The sequence below is a fragment of the Pseudarthrobacter sp. NPDC055928 genome, from assembly GCF_042270935.1.
Lineage (GTDB): Bacteria > Actinomycetota > Actinomycetes > Actinomycetales > Micrococcaceae > Arthrobacter.
In genome coordinates this window covers 94,608-110,363 of sequence record NZ_JBHJZH010000007.1, presented here as the reverse complement: position 1 = coordinate 110,363, position 15,756 = coordinate 94,608, and the positions used below count along the sequence as shown (strand labels likewise).

17 protein-coding genes are annotated in these 15,756 nt (G+C 63.2%); 10 read left to right on the top strand and 7 right to left on the bottom strand.

The genetic code is table 11. The features are described from left to right. Positions 1 to 48: 48 nt before the first annotated feature. The 3 genes from ACFC25_RS11060 to ACFC25_RS11050 are packed head-to-tail and all read left to right on the top strand — an operon-like array spanning position 49 to position 1,175. Positions 49 to 606, top strand: a complete 558-nt coding sequence (locus ACFC25_RS11060; protein ID WP_376045194.1) for a hypothetical protein — start codon at positions 49 to 51, stop codon at positions 604 to 606. Next, positions 599 to 841, top strand: coding sequence for a hypothetical protein (locus tag ACFC25_RS11055; RefSeq protein WP_376045193.1), 243 nt, complete (start codon positions 599 to 601; stop codon positions 839 to 841). Before ACFC25_RS11060 ends, ACFC25_RS11055 begins: the two co-directional genes overlap by 8 nt. Next, positions 834 to 1,175 (top strand): HNH endonuclease, encoded by a 342-nt coding sequence (locus ACFC25_RS11050; RefSeq protein ID WP_376045192.1) that lies wholly within the window; start codon positions 834 to 836, stop codon positions 1,173 to 1,175. Before ACFC25_RS11055 ends, ACFC25_RS11050 begins: the two co-directional genes overlap by 8 nt. Positions 1,176 to 3,052: 1,877 nt before the next feature. Here ACFC25_RS11050 and ACFC25_RS11045 read toward each other — a convergent pair. Both ACFC25_RS11045 and ACFC25_RS11040 read right to left on the bottom strand, forming a co-directional pair. After that, a complete protein-coding gene (locus ACFC25_RS11045) occupies positions 3,053 to 3,544 on the bottom strand; it encodes a hypothetical protein (protein ID WP_376045191.1) in 492 nt (163 codons plus the stop codon). Further along, positions 3,460 to 3,705, bottom strand: coding sequence for a PadR family transcriptional regulator (locus ACFC25_RS11040; RefSeq protein WP_376045190.1), 246 nt, complete (start codon positions 3,703 to 3,705; stop codon positions 3,460 to 3,462). Before ACFC25_RS11040 ends, ACFC25_RS11045 begins: the two co-directional genes overlap by 85 nt. A gap of 538 nt (positions 3,706 to 4,243) precedes the next feature. Here ACFC25_RS11040 and ACFC25_RS11035 point away from each other — a divergent pair. Further along, on the top strand, positions 4,244 to 4,693 hold the full coding sequence (locus tag ACFC25_RS11035) for a DUF4383 domain-containing protein (RefSeq protein ID WP_376045189.1): 450 nt from the start codon (positions 4,244 to 4,246) through the stop codon (positions 4,691 to 4,693). Between the two features lie 111 nt (positions 4,694 to 4,804). On the opposite strand, the gene ACFC25_RS11030 is transcribed toward ACFC25_RS11035, so the two are convergent. The 5 genes from ACFC25_RS11030 to ACFC25_RS11010 form a co-directional block, all read right to left on the bottom strand. Continuing rightward, positions 4,805 to 5,671, bottom strand: coding sequence for a GyrI-like domain-containing protein (locus tag ACFC25_RS11030; protein WP_376045188.1), 867 nt, complete (start codon positions 5,669 to 5,671; stop codon positions 4,805 to 4,807). A gap of 193 nt (positions 5,672 to 5,864) precedes the next feature. After that, positions 5,865 to 6,344, bottom strand: coding sequence for a nucleoside deaminase (locus ACFC25_RS11025; protein ID WP_376045187.1), 480 nt, complete (start codon positions 6,342 to 6,344; stop codon positions 5,865 to 5,867). A 26-nt stretch (positions 6,345 to 6,370) separates the two neighbouring features. Continuing rightward, positions 6,371 to 6,901, bottom strand: a complete 531-nt coding sequence (locus ACFC25_RS11020) for a DUF2087 domain-containing protein (protein WP_376045186.1) — start codon at positions 6,899 to 6,901, stop codon at positions 6,371 to 6,373. Between the two features lie 29 nt (positions 6,902 to 6,930). After that, on the bottom strand, positions 6,931 to 7,323 hold the full coding sequence (locus tag ACFC25_RS11015) for an RNA polymerase sigma factor (protein WP_376045185.1): 393 nt from the start codon (positions 7,321 to 7,323) through the stop codon (positions 6,931 to 6,933). Between the two features lie 38 nt (positions 7,324 to 7,361). Beyond that, positions 7,362 to 8,060, bottom strand: coding sequence for a DJ-1/PfpI family protein (locus tag ACFC25_RS11010; RefSeq protein WP_376045184.1), 699 nt, complete (start codon positions 8,058 to 8,060; stop codon positions 7,362 to 7,364). Between the two features lie 156 nt (positions 8,061 to 8,216). On the opposite strand from ACFC25_RS11010, the gene ACFC25_RS11005 reads away from it, so the two are divergent. The 6 genes from ACFC25_RS11005 (at position 8,217) to ACFC25_RS10980 (ending at position 15,681) form a co-directional block, all read left to right on the top strand. Next, entirely contained in the window at positions 8,217 to 9,212 is a 996-nt protein-coding gene (locus ACFC25_RS11005; protein WP_376045183.1) for a LacI family DNA-binding transcriptional regulator, read from the top strand. A gap of 45 nt (positions 9,213 to 9,257) precedes the next feature. Next, positions 9,258 to 10,631, top strand: coding sequence for an ABC transporter substrate-binding protein (locus tag ACFC25_RS11000; RefSeq protein ID WP_376045182.1), 1,374 nt, complete (start codon positions 9,258 to 9,260; stop codon positions 10,629 to 10,631). After that, a complete protein-coding gene (locus tag ACFC25_RS10995; RefSeq protein ID WP_376045181.1) occupies positions 10,628 to 11,560 on the top strand; it encodes a carbohydrate ABC transporter permease in 933 nt (310 codons plus the stop codon). Before ACFC25_RS11000 ends, ACFC25_RS10995 begins: the two co-directional genes overlap by 4 nt. Before the next feature lie 42 nt (positions 11,561 to 11,602). Continuing rightward, a complete protein-coding gene (locus ACFC25_RS10990; RefSeq protein ID WP_376045180.1) occupies positions 11,603 to 12,523 on the top strand; it encodes a carbohydrate ABC transporter permease in 921 nt (306 codons plus the stop codon). A 53-nt stretch (positions 12,524 to 12,576) separates the two neighbouring features. Further along, positions 12,577 to 14,889 carry a beta-L-arabinofuranosidase domain-containing protein gene (locus tag ACFC25_RS10985; RefSeq protein WP_376045179.1) on the top strand — a complete coding sequence of 771 codons (2,313 nt, stop codon included), beginning with the start codon at positions 12,577 to 12,579 and terminating at the stop codon, positions 14,887 to 14,889. 81 nt (positions 14,890 to 14,970) lie between these two features. Beyond that, a complete protein-coding gene (locus ACFC25_RS10980; RefSeq protein WP_376045178.1) occupies positions 14,971 to 15,681 on the top strand; it encodes a hypothetical protein in 711 nt (236 codons plus the stop codon). Positions 15,682 to 15,756 lie beyond the last annotated feature (75 nt).

Here is a 15,756-nt window from a genome sequence, read left to right as displayed (position 1 = left end):
GCACCGATCCATTCAAGGGTGCCGGCGTGTGCGTTGCACGTAGCGCAGATGCTTGAGCAGCACCGGCAGGTGACGCAGCGGCTCGAGAACATCGAGCCGCTTCGCCTTCGTTGGGTGGAAACGGCAGACGCAGACGTTGGCCGGGAACTCGCTGAGCGCTACGAGGACTTGAAGGCCGTACTCAACGTCCACTTGCGCCGCGAGGTGACCGAAGTGATGCCCGTGGTGGACAGGGTGCCTACTGAGAAGGAAATGCCGGAGGCCGGGAAGCAAGGGATCGACCAGCTCGACAAGAAGTTCCTGGTCGGCTACCTCGGGATGGTGTTGTCCACGAACCCGCCCCAAGACCAAAAGGAAATGTTCAAGGAGATCCCCGCCCGGTCCGACTCGGCTACCGCCTCGTGGGCCGCAGGATGTACCGGAAACAGTACGCGACACTCTTCCCGGGACGCCCGATTCCCGAAACGCTGTAGCCTGCGGGAGTGCTGCCTGACCGTTGGCAAATCTAGGCTTCCATTGCCGTACCAGGGCGGTACGATCTGTCTCACCGTCGGGCACTCGCTTCGTCGGCATTCCATGGTTGTGAGGGGACGACGCGATGGTTGAACTGAAGCGGATCTACTGGAGCCGCCAGGCTCTTCGCGGCGCCCTATTTGCGGTGACCATTTGGTTGTTCGTCGCTGCTATCTCGGCAGTCATGCCCAAGGCGAGCGGAGACACTGTGCCGGGACCGGCCTCCGGAATCGGCGTTGTGCGCGGCCTTTTCGACGTTGTTGTAGCCGCAGTCACGCTCCCGGCCGTGTTCGTCGTTGGCCCTCACAGTCGTTGCCGCCGTGATTAATGCCCGCGACGTCCGGCGCCGGGACCTTGCTCGGCGCTTCAGCAGGCAGCAGCGGCGTGAGGGCATGGCCCGGGCTGGCGGCCAGTGTGAGATGGAGGCGGGGTTCTGGCGCCGGTGTTCACGGCCTGCCGAGCACGGCGACCACTTCTACCCGTGGTCCAAGGGCGGATCCACCAGCCTGCAGAATTTTGTCGCTGCCTGCGCGCGGTGCAACCGTGCCAAGAGCGCCAGGATTCCCTCGCCGGGCCAGCAGGAAAGAATTGAACGACGACGGCGGGACTACGTCACGCCCGATGGTTCCGTCAGCGTCGGCGAACGGCAGTCGCTCCGCTAGCCAGTCCTCGACCCGTAACGGCGGGTTCTGGACGCGCCGAAGGGCGGCAGGCTTAGGTGGAGAAATGGAAAACCCAGGCATTGGGAAGCGTGAATCTGATGGCGGAATCGCGGAATCTAGGTGGAGCAGTTCGCTACTTATCGGGTCCACATCAGAACTGGGCCGATGGCAACCGCGGGTCCTCATAAACACGCGCGCCTGACCGAAGACGCGCTCACCGCTGATTTCCGGGGTTTGTGTTCTCGCTACTGCCGCGCTGGTGAGGACTTCCGACCACGGACCTGAAGATCTCTGGGTGTCATATGACGGTTAGTAGCTTCAGCTCCTGTCAACCCCTAATCAACTGCCTGAGTGCCACCTGATTTTGACGCAGCTGCACTCATTTTCTGGGTCATTATCCACCTAGTTGGCAATTCGAACCCTAGCCTGTCGCTTGTCAGCGAACACCCATCATTCCAGGGGGAAAAATGAAACTGAAAATTTCAGTACGTAAAGTCGCGACCAGCATTGGCTTGGCCGTTTGCGTGTTGAGCGGCGGCCTGTGTCCGCCGCTCCCGCGCAGGCAAACACCTGGCTTCCCTACGAAGTCAATTGGTTCTACAGCAACGAAACCTGCGCGGCGAGGGGAAAATCTCTTGTTCGGTCCCAGCCTGCAGCCGGCATCCGGTCGTTCCACCCACAATGTAAGGATGATGACCATGGTGCAGCGTCCTCTGGAAAAGAATCATCGTGTTAGCGCCGTTGGCCAGCTAGACCTCAGCCAGCCGCTGCCAGTCCTGTTTGCCATTCCACCCCATCAGGCCGAATCTGAGGGAACCATCAATAGAAACTACCCAAGCGTCACGCTCGAAGACCCAGAATCACTTCTGGCTCCTTTCCGTCACGAGTCAGTAATTAGCATTGAAGGTGACTGGACCCAAACGAGTATCCGCCTCCGGGGCAGCAGAACGACCCCTTGGCCCGCCGAGCCGGGCATACCCCTCCCAGGAATGCTTGAGTCGTATATCCCTCCAACGGGATGGCTACCCGCTACCGGCAACAATGATGACCGGGCATCGGACCGGATGGCCGAACTCTTTGATGACGGCAGTGTTCTTTGGCGCGTGGATGTGCCGGTCAGAACACGCGAGGATGCGCCCACACGCTGCACGTTTGTTCTCGCATCCGACGTAAATCGAGCACGAAGGATTCTTGGCCCTCTTCACACGAACTCGCTTGTGATCCAGCAGAGTTCATACTCCAGAGCCCAGATCGAACGAACCCAGGCCTCGCTCAGCCACGCTCCCTGGCCGTTCCATGCGGCCGGCCAAGGCCTCGGGCCGACAGGAGAAATAGAAGTCAGGGTGTACGTCCCGTACCTGACTTCTGAATTAGTGCAGTGGGCGGAATCGGCACCCAACGGACTCGTAGCCTTTCGTCCGTGGATCCGTCGCATCATGTAGTGGCGGCGGGATCGGCCCTTCCGATCTCGAGGCGCAGATTCCGGACAGGTCGTACAAGGCAGAAGCGGGAGCACAGGCACGCACGCAGATGCCAGGAGTAGCATCCACTGCCTTATTGCTTCAGCTGTTAGGACTCTTGATATGCATGCAGTATCGGCGACTGAGGCTTCTCGCCGCGCCTCAACAACTCAGAAGATTTGCTCTTTCTGTCAAGCCAAATCTCATTGAGCGAGTAAGGGATCACTACTAGTAAGGGAAGCGCGACCCCATGCCAGAAAGGCCAAAGTGAAAAAATTAAAGGGATAAATGACGCAACGAACAGAACAGCGTGAACATATCGGTACCATTTCATGCTTTCCCCCTTCGGGTTGATTGAACAAACTTTAGAAGCCACAACCCCGCCTGGCATGGTTTGAAGCCCGAACCGCGTCCGGCTTAGCCCTGTCGGTCGAGTTCTTCCGTCATGAGCTCGGGAAGCTTCCGCTGCAGTGCAGCGCTCCACCCGATCAGAACGGCAGTTACGAGGAGGGTCGCCGCAAGGTAGGTGACCGTCGCTGCGATGCCAAAGGAAACCCCGAGAACGAGTCCGAGGACGACCTTCACGGCGACAAGGACAATCAGCACGGCGGCGGCCAGGTTAGCGATCTGGGACCCTTGGGAGACGGTCGTCCCGTGTGCGAACCGGGCTGCGTATTCCCTCGCACTGCCGAAGGCCCCTTCCGGCCGCTCTCCCGTCTCCAGCAGGTGGCTCTGGAGTTCCCGAAGCACATCGGCTACCTGGTCCTCGCTAAGCCTGCGCTTGCGCAGTTCCATGGCCAACGTCTTGAAATAGCCCAATGCCGTCATTCCGGGCTTCCCTCCAATGTCATTACTGTCGCTACCCTTGCCGTGAAGTCCTGCCAGGACCCGGCCGTCTCTTTCAGCCAAGCTTCCCCTTCCTCAGTGGTCCTGTAGAACTTGCGGCCGGGGCCGCCGTTCCCCTCGCGCCATTCGGAGCAAACGCGACCGTCGGCCTCGAGTCTGCTCAGCACCGGGTAGACGGTGCCGCCGCCGATTCCGGGCAGGCCATGTGCGTTCAACTCCTGCACAATCTGATAGCCCTAGGCTTGGCTCCGGTTCCGCACAAGCTGCAGAACGCAGGGTGCCAAGACGGCACGGGTCCAAGCGCTGGGCCACTTCAGATCCCCGCCAGCAAAACCGCCGTCCCTCGTTTGACCCATTTCCCTGCAGTCCGCGGATCATAAATCGGAGCCGAGACGCTGACTGGCATTGAATCATCCCCCTTTCGTTTGAGCGAGTGATTGGAGAATATGGGCGCAAGCACGAGCCCATGTGGACAAACGGGGAAATTAGGTGCCGGGAGAAGTGAATCTAAGGGCGAGAATTTGAAATCTAGGTGCCGTTGATCGGGTTCTAGTGGTTGGCGGTGCTGTGGGTGTTCCGGCTGGAGCTGTAACGCACGACGGCGGCACGCACCTTGAGTGCTCCGCCCGCCATTGGCTTGGAACTTCTTTGCTGAACAAACCCATCCGACATGCCATAACGACCGAATAGCTGGCATAACCCCTTGGGTTGGCATCAGAAAATGGCCGGCCCATGAACACATATCGCATTCAGGAGATCACCATGGCAACACACACCAGCACAGGCATCGCAGCCCGCAGCAACGTCCAGAAGGCATCCCTGGCTGTGGGTGCCGTATTCCTGCTGGTCGGCATCCTGGGCTTCGTCCCGGGCATCACGGCCAACTTCGACCAGCTGCACTTCGCTGGCCACCATTCCGAGGCCATGCTGCTGGGCCTGTTCCAGGTCTCGGCCCTGCACAACATCGTTCACCTGCTGTTCGGCGCGGCAGGCATCGCCCTGGCCAGGACCGCCGCCGGCGCCCGCTCGTTCCTGCTCTACGGCGGCATCATCTACCTGGTCCTGTTCGTCTACGGCCTGGTGGTCCCCCAGGATTCGGCCGGGAACTTCGTGCCGCTCAACGGCTTCGACAACGGCCTGCACCTGCTGCTCGGCGTCGGGATGATTGCCTTGGCCCTGATCCTCACCAGAGGCCACAAGGCGCGCGCGTAATCCCATACCAACATGCGGAGGGCAAAGGCCCCGATCTCAGCTTCGGCTGTTATCGGGGCCATTGCCTTTCCTGCCCTAAGTAACTCGTGGCGAGGCGCATAGGTCTCGCCGTTAGGCGCGTTCCACGGGCAGCCACAACTCGGTGGTTGCGGTGCTGAAGTCGGCGGCGCGGTCGAGAATGGCCACCACCGACGGGCCGGGCCTCAGCCGCCAGGGGTTGGAGGGGAACCAATCGGCGGCGATCGCAGCCCACGTGGACTGGAGGGCTGCCGGATAGGATCCGCTGGTGCGGAACACCGCCCAGGCGCCGGCCGCGACGTCGATCGTGTCAAGGTCCTCCGGCACCGGCGTTCCTTCGCTGACAGCAACGCCGTGCAGGTAGGTCAGCTCGCTCCCCTCGGTGTAATCGGGGTCGACGTCGGCGCTCACTTGAAGCAGTCCGGCGGGCTCGGTGTTGCTCAGCGTTTTAAGGCGAACGTGTTCCGCTTCAGGCAGCGCGGCGATGTGCGCCTGGATGTGCGGGTTGGCGCCTTCGTGGATGAGGGGCACGCGAGCGGCGTGGCCGACCAGCCGGAAGGCCGGTTGATCTGCGATGCGGGTATCCATGGTGGTGTTTCCTTCGATCGTCAGGCGGAACCTGAGCTGTGATTGTGTCCGAAGGGGGCCACCGTCCCGGCGCACGGCCGCAGGGCTGACGCCATGCACCGCACGGAAAGCCCGGCTGAATGCTTCGGTGGAGCCATAGCCGAAGCGCACCGCAGTCCCCAACAGATCGCTGCCTCCAAGGACATCGGCCGCGGCGACCGTCATGCGCCGCCGCCGAATGTACTCCGACAGCGGCATGCCAGCCAGCGACGAGAACATCCGGCGGACGTGATACTCGGTGGTACCGAGGCCGCTGGTCAGGCCAGCGACGTCGATCTCCTCGGTGAGGTGCTCCTCGATGTAACCGAGGACTTGGTTCAGAACTGCGATCACGGTTTCCCCCTTCGCATCAAGCCTCGCTCATCGACTCAACCTCACACCCGACTATTGCGGTTCGATCCGATCGAGGGCACGGGCCCCAGGAACGACGACGGCGGGAATGCCTCCCGCCGTCGTCGTTCCTTCCGTGCCGGGGAATCGCAGCCAGCGGGAGGGGTGGTGGGCGGCAGGAGTGCAGCCAGCCCTCTTACTCTGCGATGTCCTCCGCCCACAGGTCCGGGTTCTCGGACTGGAAAGTGCGCATCATGTCCACGCAACGCGGATCATCCAGGACCACCACCTCAACCCCGCGTGACCGCAGAAGCCCGAGTTCGCCGTCGAACGTGCGCGCCTCCCCCACCACCACGCGGGGGATCTTGAACTGAATGATGGTCCCGGCGCACATGGCACAGGGGGCGAGGGTGGTGTACAGCGTGGTGTCCCGGTAATTCTTCTGCCGGCCTGCTGTACGGAGCGCTGACATTTCTCCGTGCGCGATCGGGTCGGCGTTTTGGACCCGTTCGTTGTGTCCGCTGGCAATGACCAGGCCGCCCCGGGCGAGCGCTGCTCCGATGGGGATGCCGCCTTCCGCCAGGCTCTTTTGGGCGGCCTGGTAGGCGGCTTCGAATGCCGAGTCGGAGGCGGCTTGTGGTTCCAGCGCAGCAGGTTGGTGATGGTCGTGGGTCATGGCGTCATTCTCGCACGCGGCTGTTTCTAAGACGTGGATTCGCCGGCTGGCCGGCGGTACGAGGAACCCGACGCTGTCCTCTCCAGCAGCCCGAAGTCGACCAGGTAGCGGCGCAGCAGCACCACGTCGTCGGTGTAGTTCAGCAGCCGCTCGTTGACCTGCCGCTCGCTAAGATTCTCCCCCGGCTGGATCGCCTGCGCGACGATCCAGCCCAGGAGCTCGCGCCGGTCCGCCGGGCTGGCGGGGTACCTGTCGATCCGGCCGAGGCGCAGGAAGCGGTCCACCCCTGTCTTCGGCTGACGCTTCGGCTGCTGGGTCAGGAGCTCACGGAAGACCGCATCCGACGCTTCCAGTCCCTTGCTCCCGGTCCACTCGGCCAGGCCGGCTTCCAGCAGGACGGCGATGGCCCTGGTGCGCCGTTGCTCCTTCACGCCGGAGAGGACCTCTTCACCGAGCACAATCTGTGCATAGGCGGTGCGCGCATCCCGGTTCGCGAGCGCCGCCATGACCCGGCGCCAGTGCGGTCCGCTCAGGCCCGGCACTCCGTTCAAGGCCACCTCCCATGGCTGCAGCGGGCACTGTGGTTCTAGCCCGGATCCTCGTCATTTGCGATCGCCTCGACCCAGTCGATGCCTTCGTCAGGGAAGTAGTGGCCCGGTTCTTCAATCCGGTCAGCCCACCATGGATCGGCGCTGGCCGGTCCTCCAACGCTGGCAATCTCGGCCACCACGTCAGCCGGTACCACGTCGCCGTTGTTCTCGATCAGCCATTCCTGCGTTGATGGCTGTAGTTTTGTCCACCACTGCTCGATGCCCATAGTCGAAGTCTTCCACGCCTCATCGAGGCGGCGCCAGACAACAAGGAAAGCGTCGGCAACCACGTCCTCGGCATGATCCGGGTGGGCCCGGCGTTGAACGAACCTGATCAGGTCCGGATAGACCGCTTCATAGGTGGATCTATCCGACCAAGTGTGTCGCACCAGCAGGAAAATCTGGTTCGGGCGAGGTGCGGCTCCGGCTACGAAGAGGGCTGCGAGGCCGCCAGGGCATCAGCCGACGCTAGAACGGTCGCCATACGGAGGTTCTCCGTGGCGGCGATGATGCTTCTGACGGTCTCGGGGTCTGCCTTACTGGGCGAACCGTGGTCGAAAGGGGGATCCGGGTCGTACTCGATGGCCAGCTGAATTTTCCGGGCTTCACCGTCACCAAAGAGCTCAGCGGCCAGCGTGAAGGCAAAATCGATCCCCGAGGTGACGCCGGCACCCGTGATCCGGTTTCTGTCGCGGACAACCCGATCAGACGTCGGTTCGACGCCGAAGTGTTCGAGCATCTGAAGGGATGCCCAATGGCTGGTCGCGCGGTAGCCGGTGAGGAGACCCGCTGCGGCGAGGGTGAATGATCCTGTGCAGACGGACGTGATCCAGCGGGCACTCCGTGCTTGTACACGGAGAAACTCGAGGGCCATGGGGTCGTCGAACATCTCGAACGCCCCGGCGCCTCCGGGCACAAAGAGGACGTCGGCCTGGGGGCAATCTTCAAGGGTCGTCGTCGGCACGATGCACCAGCCGGCGTCAGTGATGACGGGATCCAGATCGTGCCACGCGAGGTGGACTTCTGTATTCGGGAACTTCGAGAAAACCTGAGCCGGCCCGGTGAAATCCAACTGGGTGACTCTGGGGAAGAGGAGGACAACGATTCTTAGCGGACCGGAGGGCATCTATCCAGCCTATACAGCTCGCTGCGATGATTTCCGCCAGCCCATCCCGAAACGTTCGCCCGGAAAAGAAGTCGCAGAAATGTTTCCTATTGACAGGAAAAGTTTCCGCAACCTATTCTGAACGTGTTGCACATCTCATCACTTCCAGGAGGATCCGTGAGCTTCACGTCCCGCAGGATCACCATGGCCGACGTCGCCAACGCTTCTGGCGTCTCCATAGGCACGGTGTCCAAGGCGCTCAACAAACGGGGCCAGCTTCGTGAAGATACCCGGGACCGCGTCCTGGCTGCCGCGCGGGAACTCGGTTTCGAGGCCCCCGCTGCGGAAGGCAACCACAACGACGTCCTCACCATTGGCCTGGTGACGTCGGACGACATCGGACGCTTCAGCATTCCCGTTATGTACGGTCTTGAGGATTCGTTCGGCCCGGAGCAGGCATCGGTGCTCATCAGCAACTCACGGGGCGATCTGGTCCGCGAGCGCCACTGCGTGGAGACGCTGGCCTCCCGCAATGTCGATGCAATCGTGGTCATGACGAATCTCACCGGCCCGCGCGCCCCCTTGCCCCCGACATCGGTCCCGATCGTCTATGTCATGGGACATTCTTCCGACCCCGAAGACATGTCAGTGGTGGTCGACCAGGTGCAGGGCGTACTCCTTGCGCTTGAACATGCAGCCAACCTGGGCCATCAGAACATCGCCTACGTAGCGGGGCCGCGCCAGGACTACTCTGCCCGCATCCGCGCCGAGGCCGTACAGGAACATGCCGGAGCCTTCGGGCTCACCCTTGCGGGCGACCGTCCCCTCTACGGAAACTGGTCCGAGGCCTGGGGCAGGCAAGCCGCCCAGATGCTGCGCCAGCGGGTGGAACCTGTGGACATCGTTCTCTGCGGCAGTGACGAGATCGCCCGCGGTGTGGCTGACGGACTCCGCGAGGCAAACATTGTGGTGCCCCATGACGTCGCGATCATCGGCTTCGACAACTGGGCAGCAGCGGCCATGAACTGCAGGCCATCCCTGACAACCGTCGACATGAACCTTGAAGAACTGGGCCGCGCCGCAGGAGCACGTGTCCTTGAAGCCATCGGCGGAAACAGCAGGACCGGAGTGGAAGCACAACCGTGCCAACTCATCGTCCGCGATTCCACTTAACATCCATCCAGCCCCACTAACGTCAACGACCACGAGGGACCAATGATGCACTCCCCACCGGCCGGCCTTCGCCGCGCCCAAAATTCCCCCGACGGCGGCAGCCGGGACTTCAGCCGCCGCTCTGCACTGACGCTCGGAGCCGCAGCCGTGGCAGCGACGTTCGGCCTGTCAGGATGCTCGGCTGTCCTGCCGGAAACAAATGTTGCTGCATCCAACTTCGGGAAGAACCCGTCCGGCTCCATCCGCTTCTGGTGCCGAGCCACGGCCTTCAAGCCCGCCCAGCTCATCGTGGAGAAATACCACCGGGCCCAGCAGGCAGTGAGGATCGAACTCACCGTCCTGCCGGAGGGCCAGATGACCACAAAGCTCGCCACCGCGATCCGGGGCGGTTCCGTGCCGGACGTCGTAGCCCCTGACTCCGTCACGACTCCCGTTTTCAGCACCCGTGACGCCTTAACGGACCTCACGCCGCTGATCAACGAGCTCCCCTACGCGGAGTACCTGAACAAGCCACTCCTTGACGTGGCTTCCTTCAACGGAAAAATCTACGGGCTCCCGGCGCTCTCCAACGTCTCGCAACTGTTCTGGAACAAGGAGCTCTACGAGAAGGCAGGGCTGGACCCGGAAAAAGGCCCCAGCAACTACGCGGAATACCTGGAGCACGCCGCGGCGGTTCGGTCCATCAACGGGGTTTCCGGAGTGACCTTCACCGGCAACTCCGCCGGCATCCTTGGCTACGTCATCCAACCGCATTTCTGGGCCGACCAGAGCCCGTTCTACAAGGGGCCGCTGGGCCACCAGCAGGCGGCGGTGCTCGGCAACGAGCCGCTCCGAAGGACGCTGGAGCTTTACCGCAGCTTCTACACGGAAGGATTCGCCCAGCCAGGCGCCGAGGCGGACTCCGGTGCGGCGTGGGGGCAGGACTTCCTCAAAGGAACTGTGGGGCTCTTTCCGGGGTCCTACGACCTGGTGGTAGGGGGCGCCACACCGGAGTTCCTGGACAAGCTTGGCGTCAGCGCCTTCCCTGGCCCCGACGGAAACGTTTCGCAATTTTCCGGCGGAGCGGTGCTGTCCATTCCCCGGGGCGCCGCGAATCCAGGGGCCGCCTGGGATTTCATCCGCTTCGTGGGTGAGCTTGAACAGCAGTCCGAACTGGCCGCCTTGGGCTGGTACCCGGTCCGCAGCGACATCCTCAAGACCGGCTTCGCCGAGAAATTCCCCCTGATGGTCCCGGGCATGGAGCGCATGAACGAAGGCTTCGCCGCTCCCACCACGCTCTACACACAGCTCACCAACACCGTTCAGTCACCCTGGCTTGCGATGTTCCGCGAAGCAGTCTTCAGCCAGAACGCCCTCGACGACGTTCTTCAACGGGCGCATGAAGAGACTGCCCGAGTTCTGAAGGTGAATCAGGCATGACTACCGCAACCCCGTACCAGACCCAGCTCCAGACCGGGAAGACCGGGAAGAAGGCACCCCGGCGCGCATCGCGCCGTGATGCCTACACCGGGATGTTTATGCTCGCCCCGGCAGTGCTCCTCGTAGCTGTTTTCGTCATCGTCCCGCTGATCTTTGCCGTGGTCATCTCCCTGACCAACTGGCCGCTCGTGGGCGAAGTGGAGTTCAACGGCGTCGAAAACTACGTCACCGCCTTCGCCGACACCGTCTTCTGGGGGTCCATCCTCTACACGCTGGGTTTTGCCGTCGTCTCCACGGCCTTAGGGATCGCCGTCGGCTACTTGCTCGCCATGCTGGTCCGCTCTAACCGCCGGGGTGCCGGGCTCATCCGCACTGCAGTGTTCCTGCCCTACGTCATCGGCATCACCTCATTGAGCTTCGTGGCCATCCTGGAGTTCCGGCCCGACAGTGGCGCGCTCGACCAACTGCTTCTTAACCTTGGCATCACCTCGGCGCCCACGGCCTGGCTCTTGGACGGTACCAGCGCCACCGTGCTGATAGTCCTGCTGGGCACCTACGTGGGCGCCGGATTTACCATGATCATCCTGATGTCCGGCATGCAGAGCATCCCGGAGGAACTCTACGAATCCGCCCAGATAGACGGCGCCGGACGGTGGAAGCAGGAATTCCTGGTCACCGTTCCGCTGCTCAAGCGGTACCTCGGGCTGCTGACCGTGATGGGCTTCATCGGCGCCATCCTCGCCTTCACCCAGTTCTTCATCATCACGGGCGGAGGCCCGGGAACCGGCACCCTCACCACCATGCTCTACGTCTACAACAAAGCCTTCGGCGACTTGCAGGTGGGCTACGCGACCGCCCTGTCGTTTGTCGTCGTCGTCATCGCAGCAGGCCTCACCCTCATCCAGTTCCGCGTCATGCGCGAGGACTGACCAGCACAAACTCTTCGTCCGAGTCCGATCAAAGGAGATTTCGTGACAACTTCCACCCAAGCGCCGCCGCCGGTTGCGTCGCGGCTGCCCGGCACTCCCCCCAACGCCCCACATGCCAAGAAAGCACCTGCGTCGGCACGGATCAGGACGGCGCTGTACGCGGTGATTGGCACCGTCGTATCGATACTCTTCGTTGCCCCGGTTCTCTGGTCCGTCCTCCGTTCCCTTCAACCCGGCGCCCAGATTGCAGGCCCGGCGGCGGGGCAATCGTTCACGGACCTGTCCCTCGAGAACTACATCGGCCTGATCAACAACATCGGCGCCGGCTCCTACATCTGGAACAGCCTGACCATTGCGCTGGGCTCCGCCGTGTTGAGCGTGGTCATCACCACCCTTGCGGCCTACGCCCTGGTCAACTATCCGTTCCGGGGATCGAACGTGGCCTTCGCGCTCATCCTGCTGACCATGATGGTCCCCTTCCAGGCCATCCTGACGCCGCTCTTCCTGGAGATGAACGCCCTGGGCCTGACAGACTCCCTGGCCGGCATCATTGTCTTCCACCTCACCTTCAACCTGCCCTTCGGCGTCTTCCTGATGAGGAACTCATTCGCCCAGATCCCGGCAGAAGTTGTGGAAGCGGCACGGATCGACGGCGCGGGACCCCTCCGGATCCTGTTCTCCGTGCTGAGGCCCATGATTGTCCCCGGCGCCGTGACCATATTCCTCTTCGCGTTCCTCGGCGCCTGGGGAGACTTCCTGGGAGCGCTGACTTTCCTGACCAGGCAGGAGCTCTTCACCTTGCCCGTCGCGGTGGAGAACGTCGCCTCCGGAGCGTTCGGAACGGTGAATTACGGTTACGTGATCGCAGGCGCGGTGTTGCTCATGCTCCCCTGCCTCATCCTCTACGCAGCCGTCCAGCGCTACTACGTGCGGGGCCTCGTCGCGGGGGCCGTCAAGGGCTAAGAACCACGCCGTCCCGTTCCCCACAGACCCAAGCCAAGAAAGCCGCACTTTCCATGCACCCCACTACCGCCACCGCGGAAACCACCGCGCCGCCGTCGTCCTTTGCCTTGAACAGCGTCCGGCTGCTGGCCAGCGACTTCAAGAACGCGCAGGACACCAGCATCCGTTATGTCCTGGCACTGGATGCTGACCGCCTCTGTGCTCCCTACCGCAGGGAAGCAGGACTTCCGACGACGGCGGCGGCGTACGGCGGGTGGGAATCGGACGGCTTGGCAGGACACATCGGCGGGCACTACCTCTCGGCCTGTGCGCAGTTGTTTGCGGCAACGGGCGATGCCCGCTTGCTCGAGCGGCTGCAGTACGTCCTGGCTGTGTTCGAAGAGTGCCAGAACGCGGCTGGCACCGGGTACCTGGGCGGGGTCCCTGGCGGCCGCCGCCTCGGCGAGGAACTCCGGGCAGGAGAAATTGATGCTGATGTTTTCACGCTCAACGGACGCTGGGTCCCGCTTTACAGCCTCCACAAGACCTTCGCCGGGCTCCTGGATGCCTACACGTATGCCGGGGCCGAATCCGCCCTGCCCATGCTCACCCGCCTGGCGGACTGGTGGCTCACGGTTTCCGCCGGCCTGGACGATGATGCGTTCGAGGATGTCCTGGTCACTGAGTTCGGCGGAATGAACGACACCCTGACATCCCTTGCCGAGCTGACAGGGCGGGATGACTATCTCCGCGAGGCCTGCCGGTTTTCGCACCGCGCCCTCCTGGAACCCCTTGCCGCAGGCCAAGACCGGCTGGACGGGCTCCACGCCAACACGCAGATACCGAAGGTGGTGGGGTACGAACGGTACGCGCAGGCCACGGGCAGCCAGGAGCATCTCGAGGCGTCCGACTACTTCTGGGAAACCGTCACACGCGAGCGCACGGTGTCGATCGGGGGCAACAGCGTCCGGGAGCATTTCCACCCGTCGCGCGATTTCACGCCCATGATGCTCGACGTCGAGGGGCCGGAAACCTGCAACACCTACAACATGCTCAAGCTCGCCAAGCTGCGCTTCGAGCGGGCCGGCGATCCTGCAGCGATGGCATTCTACGAGCGCGCCACCTTCAACCACATCCTTTCCTCCCAGCACCCGGAGCGCGGCGGGTTTGTGTACTTCACGCCGATGCGTCCGTCCCACTACCGTGTGTACTCCACCGTTCATGAATCCATGTGGTGCTGCGTGGGCTCCGGCCTGGAAAACCATGCCCGCTATGGCGAGCTGATCTACAGCCACAGCGGCGACAACCTGGCGGTGAACCTCTACATCGCATCGGAACTCAACTGGGCCGAGCGCGGAGTGAAGGTCCGGATGGAGACAGACTTCCCGTACTCGGACACCGTCCAGCTGACCGTCACGGCGGACAGTCCAACAGCCTTCACCTTGCAGCTCCGCCGCCCGGAATGGGCAACGGCCATGGAGGTCAGTGTGCATCCGGCCGGCGGGGGGCGGCCACAGGCGGTGGGCCGAAACGCCGTCCATCGCGTGTGGGAGGGAATCACCACGGTCACCGTTCGGCTGCAGGCCGAAATGACGGCCGAAACCCTGCCTGACGGTTCTCCCTGGGTTTCCTTCCTCTACGGGCCCGTGGTCCTGGCCGCGCGGGAGGGAACCGCCGGTGTGGAAGCCGTGGAGGCGCCCGACGAGCGGATGGGCCATGTTGCCTCCGGTCCCCAGGATCCCCTGGCCGGCACACCGGTGGTGGTTTCCGCGGACCCGGCAGCCGCCGTCGAACTGTCCAACCGGGCGGCCATCACCGCGGAACTGACTGCCGTCCGGAACGGCGCAACCGTTCAGCTCAAGCTCGAGCCGTTTGCCGGGATCCACGACGAGCGCTACACCGTGTACTGGCCCACGGGTGCCTCCGCCGAGGTGCGGACGGCAGAGCTTGCGGCAATTGACGCGGCAGCCGGCACGAGAGGCGATGTCATCGATGCCGTTGCCGCGGGTGAGCAGCAGCCGGAGTCCGACCACTTCTTCGCGGGCGTTGCCACCCGGGCCGGCGGTCAGGACGGCGTGCACTGGCGCAACGCGACGGGCTGGTTCTCGTATGTCCTCAAGGATCCCGGCGGCAGAGCTGCCATCGTCCGGGTGAGGATGCGGCCAGCCACCGGAGGCGGACAGCGGATCAGCCTCAATGGTGTGCCCCTGACCGAGGCTTTGCGCTCCGGCGTCGAGCAGTGGGCCGAGGTTACTGAATACGCCGTCCCCGCAGAGGCAAGGACCGAAGTGTCCGGGGCGCTCGTCTTCGCTGTCCAGGCTCTCCCCGGCACCACCACGGGTGACCTGCTTTCCGTCGAATTGCTCGACGGCACCCGCCTTGCCTGACCGGATCTGATCGGCGGGTGTTCGCGTTGCCGCGAGTTGTCGACCCATGTACGGCTCGTCAGGCGGACCCTACAATAAGCCATGCCCATAACCGGCCGAGCTGTCTCTGTTGTGCTACTGCTCGCCGTCGAGGCAGGACTGGCCCTGCTGGCTGTACTGGTCCACCAAGGCTTCATGTCCGTATACGGCAATGTCACCGATACCGCACTTGAGGCGCTCGCCTGGGGGTTGACGGCCGGTCCCTCCGGAATGGCGCTCGGTGTGGTCGCTGTGGTTGCCGTGGTCGGTTTGGTCCTCTCGCCACGGCTGTGGATGCGGCTGACGGCCGTGGCCATCCCGGTAGTTTTGCTGCTCGTGATGCTCGCTGTCACCCCCTTGGCCTTGGCGCAGAAGGTGGGGAAGTACGACTCCTCTCCGCAGTGCGTGACCGAGGGTACGGATGAGCCCATGGCAAGTGCAGACCGCGAGTCCCAGCGGGCGTTCGATTCCATCGAACACATCGGCCTTTTCAGCGGTGGCGGCGTAAGTGGTGTGGGCGGTTGTGTCCGGTGGTTAGTGATCTCAGAAGACGTGGATGTGCTGCAGCATTATCGTGCAGCGCTGCCTGAGGCGGGCTGGGAAGTGGTTGAGGATGACGGACGCCACCTGCGGGCCGAGCATGATGGCCTGGCGTTCGAGGTGATGCCTTGCCCTGGCGGCGGTGCTGTGTGGGCCGGAAGTGAGGACGAGCCCGCCTTCGGACAAGGAACGCCTGGGCTGGCCGGCGCTGAAATTTGTCCACACGACCTGTGACAACGACAGGATCTAATCCCCCGTACGAGTGGCCGAAGGGCCAGCTGCCGCCGCTTTCGTCCGAGCTCGAGCAGC

Coding starts and splice junctions, on each gene's coding strand:
- ACFC25_RS11060 (WP_376045194.1), top strand. CDS start 49: ATGCTTGAGCAGCACCGGCAGGTGACGCAGCGGCTCGAGAACATCGAG.
- ACFC25_RS11055 (WP_376045193.1), top strand. CDS start 599: ATGGTTGAACTGAAGCGGATCTACTGGAGCCGCCAGGCTCTTCGCGGC.
- ACFC25_RS11035 (WP_376045189.1), top strand. CDS start 4,244: ATGGCAACACACACCAGCACAGGCATCGCAGCCCGCAGCAACGTCCAG.
- ACFC25_RS11025 (WP_376045187.1), bottom strand. CDS start 6,344: ATGACCCACGACCATCACCAACCTGCTGCGCTGGAACCACAAGCCGCC.
- ACFC25_RS11010 (WP_376045184.1), bottom strand. CDS start 8,060: ATGCCCTCCGGTCCGCTAAGAATCGTTGTCCTCCTCTTCCCCAGAGTC.
- ACFC25_RS11000 (WP_376045182.1), top strand. CDS start 9,258: ATGCACTCCCCACCGGCCGGCCTTCGCCGCGCCCAAAATTCCCCCGAC.
- ACFC25_RS10995 (WP_376045181.1), top strand. CDS start 10,628: ATGACTACCGCAACCCCGTACCAGACCCAGCTCCAGACCGGGAAGACC.
- ACFC25_RS10985 (WP_376045179.1), top strand. CDS start 12,577: ATGCACCCCACTACCGCCACCGCGGAAACCACCGCGCCGCCGTCGTCC.
- ACFC25_RS10980 (WP_376045178.1), top strand. CDS start 14,971: ATGCCCATAACCGGCCGAGCTGTCTCTGTTGTGCTACTGCTCGCCGTC.